Genomic DNA, 4,495 nt, shown 5'->3' on the forward strand with positions numbered 1-4,495 from the left:
TCAGATCTTAACGATAAATGGTTTAAAGTTGCATATGTAAAATAAGATTTTAAAACTCGAAATTATTTCGAGTTTTTATTTAAATAAAAATATAAAAAATAAAAATATTTAATATTAAAATTAAATTAATAATTTGGTTGTATTTCTCATTAATAATGATATTATTTAATTATTAACTTGTTTCGAACACTATTAAAAATTAATTATTAAGAAGGAGAAACTCGTTTATGAAAAAAGTTAAATTTTTAGGTTCGCTAGGAGTTGTTTCAGCTGCTGCACTTACTTTAGTAGCCTGTGGCAAAGGCAGTAATTCGGCTAATACTGATGATTCTAAAAAAGCAAGTAAGTTCCCAGCCGAAGTAGCAAAAAAGGAAGCTAAACAGGGTGGAACAGTAAAATACGCTATTGAAACAGATTCACCTTTTACGGGAATTTTTGCTAATGAACTATATACTACAAAAACAGACGCCGATGTTGCTTCTCCAGGTAACGAAAGTTTGTTTGATGTAGACGATGATTATCGAATCAATGATAAAGGTCCCGCGACCATGAAAATTGATCGTAAAAACAATACAGTCACAATTACGGTTAAAAAGGGTGTTAAGTGGTCTGATGGCAAGCAAGTTGTTGCTAAGGATCTAGAATATCCCTATGAAATCATGGCTAATAAAGCAACTAAATCACAGAGATATACTAGTTCAATTGCTTCAATTAAGGGTATGAAAGAGTATCATGATGGCAAAGCCAAAACAATTTCGGGCTTAGAAATGCCGGATGGTGAAAATGGGCGCACAATAGTTATTCACTATGATGAATTAAAACCAGGAATGTATAATAGTGGTAATGGCTATTTTAGTGAAGGAGCTGAGCCATATCACTACTTGAAAAATGTTCCATTCAGTAAATTACAAGCTTCGGATCAAGTTCGGAAGAAGCCATTGTTCTTTGGACCATATAAGGTAGATAAAGTGGTTCGTGGTCAGTCAGTAACTTGGTCACCAAACAAATATTATTGGCGTGGCAAGCCGAAATTAGACAAGATTGTTTGTCAAGTAGTTTCAAACAATTCAACTTCCCAAGCAATTAAAAGTCAAAAATTTGATGTTGCAGCAGTCATTAATTCACAATGGAAGCAAGTTAAAGACGCGAAAAACACTAATTTCGTAGCTAAGATTCCTTTAGCATATTCATACCTTGGTTTTAAGGTAGGTAAATGGGATGCCAAAAAGGGCAAAAATGTAATGGATTCTAAAGCGAAAATGAACAATAAAGCTTTACGCCAGGCAATTGCTTATGCTATGAATCTTGATGATGTTAATAAAAAATATAATAGCAGCCTCACCTTTAGGATTCCAACTTTAATTCCTGCTCCATTCGGTGATTACTTTGATAAAAATGTTAAAGGATATCCTTATGATCTGAAAAAGGCCAATGAAATTTTGGATAAAGCTGGCTATAAAAAGAAGGGTAAGTGGCGTGTTCAGCCTAACGGTAAGCCACTAAAAATTAAGTTTCTAGCTATGCAGGGAGATGCTACGAAAGAACCTATTTATCAAAATTACATCCAGCAATGGCATAAAATTGGTTTAAATGTAAGTTTATATAATGGGCGCTTAACTGAGATTAATTCATTTTACGATAAACTGCAAAATGATGCTCCTGGAATTGACATGTACATGGCATCATGGAGTTTGTCTTCAGAACCATCTCCAGCAGACTTATATACCGAAGGTGCACCATTTAATTTTGGTAGAGTTGTTACACCTGAGAATACTAAATTGCTAAAGAATATCGATTCACAAAAAGCATTTGATCATAAATACCGTGTTGAACAATTCCATAAGTGGCAAGAATATATGAACGAACAAGCTTTTGTTGTTCCAACTAATAACTCTTACGAGATTACAGCTGTTAATAGTAAACTGACAGGATATTCGGTTAAACCATCAGACAGTAATCAACAATGGTTTAAAGTTGCATATGTAAAATAACTAACCAAAAAACTCGAATTTATTTCGGGTTTTTTTATGCTGAAAAATTGTCATTAAGCAGAAAAAATGTCATTGGAAATAATACACTTTTGATTACTGAAGATTTTACCAGTCAGTTGAATTTTTATAAGGCTATGCTAATATTTGTTTATTAACTTTCTTTTAGTGAGAACAAAAGTGTAATGAAGGAATGTGATTTAATGAAAAAAGGGAAATTATTAGGTACCATTGGTTTTATTAGTGCTACTGCCTGTGCTTTAACGGCCTGCAGTAATAAGAATGCTAATAATGCAACAGATCAATCAACAAAAGCTAGCAAATTTCCAGCGGCAATGCCCGTTAAAAAAGCTCGGCAAGGTGGTACTGTCAAGTATGCTATTGAAACCAATTCGCCGTTCACAGGAATTTTTGCCAGTGAGTTGGCTTTTTCAAAAACAGATGTTGATTTAGCTTCGCCAGGTAATGAAAGATTATTTGACATTGATGATGATTACCGAATTAATGACAAAGGTCCAGCTACTTTAAAAATTGATCGCCAAAATAAAACCGTCACTATTAAGGTCAAGCAGGGTGTTAAATGGTCAGATGGTAAGCAAGTTACTGCCAAAGACCTAGAATTTGCATATGAAATTCTGGCAAATAAGGAAACAAAATCACAAAGATATACGAGTCAACTAAACTTTATTAAAGGAATGAAAGAGTATCACGAAGGCAAGGCTAAAAGTATTTCTGGTTTAACTATGCCTGACGGAGAAAACGGACGTACGCTAACGATTTTATATACTGAATTAAAGCCGGGCATGTACAATAGTGGCAATGGTTATTTTGCTGAGGGAGCGGAGCCGTATCATTATCTCAAAAAGATTCCCTTCAATAAATTGGAGGCAGCGGACCAAATTAGAAAAGAACCATTGTTTTTTGGCCCGTACCGCGTAGAACGCGTGGTTCGTGGTCAATCAGTTACTTGGGTGCCGAATAAGTACTATTGGCGGGGCAAGCCAAAGCTAGACAAAGTCGTCTGTCAAGTTGTTTCGACGAATTCAACGTCACAAGCAATCAAAAGTCAAAAATTTGATGTAGCTGATGTTATTAATGATCAATGGCAACAAGTAAAGGATGCTAAAAATACCACTTTTATTGCTAAAATACCTTTGGCTTACCGTTATATAGGTTTTAGAGTTGGTAAGTGGGATGCCAAAAAGGGCAAGAATGTCATGAATCCCAAGAGTAAGATGAATAATAAAGCACTACGTCAGGCCATTGCCTATGCTATGAATATTAAGGATGTTAATCGGAAGTATAATAATGGGTTGACCTTCCAGATTCCAACCTTGGTTTTGGCACAATATGGTGATTATTTTGATAAGAACGTAAAAGGCTTTTCATATAATTTAAAGAAAGCAAATGCCATTTTAGACAAAGCGGGCTATAAGCGTAAAGGTAAATGGCGCATTCAACCGAATGGCAAGCCTTTGAAGATTACCTTCTTGGTTCAACAAGGTAATGATACCCAGGAACCGATTTATCAAAATTATTTACAGCAATGGCATAAAATCGGCTTGAACATTAGTTTCTATAATGGTCGCTTAATTGAATTCAATTCCTACGCGGATAAAGTCCAGCATGATGCTCCCGGAATTGATATGTTTACCGGTGGTTGGAGTTTGACCAGTATTTCAAGTGAACCTTCACCAGCTTATTATTATAGTGCTGGTGCTCCGTTTAATTTTGCTCGATTCGTAACGCCCGAAAATACCAAACTGCTCAATGCGATTGATTCCCAAAAGGCCTTTAATCACCAATACCGGGTTGAACAATTTCATAAATGGCAAAAATACATGTTTGATCAGGCTTACGTCATTCCAACAACCAATGAGTATACCATTACGGCGGTTAACAGTAAGCTGACGGGATTTTCGGTCAAACCGTCACAATCGAATGATTTGTGGTTCAAAGTAGCTTATGCTAAATAATTAAAATTATGCCCCGAAAATTGGATAATATAGAATGATTAAGACTAAATTAACTAAAACATTGCATTTTTCATTTTAAATGTTAATATTTAATTATTAACTTGTTTCGAACACTATTAAAAATTAATTATTAAGAAGGAGAAACTCGTTTTATGAAAAAAGGTAAATTTTTAGGTTCGCTGGGAGTTGTTTCAGCTGCTGCTTTAACATTAGTAGCCTGCGGTAAGAGTAGCAATACTAGTAATGAAGGTGCAAAAACTGCAAGCAAGTTTCCAATCGAAACTAAAACTAAGACTGCGAAACAAGGAGGTACACTTAGGGTTGCAGAAGAAACTGATACTCCTTTCACAGGTATCTTTAATGATGAATTACAGATGAGTCAACCCGACGCTGATGTTTCAAGTCCTGGTCAAGAGTCATTATTTGATACAGATGATCACTACAAGATTAATGATAAAGGTCCTGCTACCTTGAAACTTGATCGTAAAGCTAAAACCGCTACGATTACAATTAAAAAGGGCGTAAAATGGT

General features: G+C 35.1%; 2 protein-coding genes and 1 pseudogene. All 3 read left to right on the forward strand.

The genetic code is table 11. The annotated features are described in order from the left end of the window. Positions 1–227 precede the first annotated feature (227 nt). A complete protein-coding gene (locus Q0K80_RS09870; protein ID WP_294605890.1) occupies positions 228–1,991 on the forward strand; it encodes an oligopeptide ABC transporter substrate-binding protein in 1,764 nt (587 codons plus the stop codon). A 200-nt stretch (positions 1,992–2,191) separates the two neighbouring features. Continuing rightward, complete coding sequence (locus tag Q0K80_RS09875; RefSeq protein ID WP_294605892.1) at positions 2,192–3,964, forward strand: oligopeptide ABC transporter substrate-binding protein; 1,773 nt, start codon at positions 2,192–2,194, stop codon at positions 3,962–3,964. 152 nt (positions 3,965–4,116) lie between these two features. Continuing rightward, positions 4,117–4,495, forward strand: a pseudogene (locus tag Q0K80_RS09880) (oligopeptide ABC transporter substrate-binding protein); the annotation flags it as partial.

Origin of the sequence: uncultured Lactobacillus sp. (assembly GCF_945290125.1) — a bacterium.
Taxonomy (GTDB): Bacteria; Bacillota; Bacilli; order Lactobacillales; family Lactobacillaceae; genus Lactobacillus; species Lactobacillus rizhaonensis.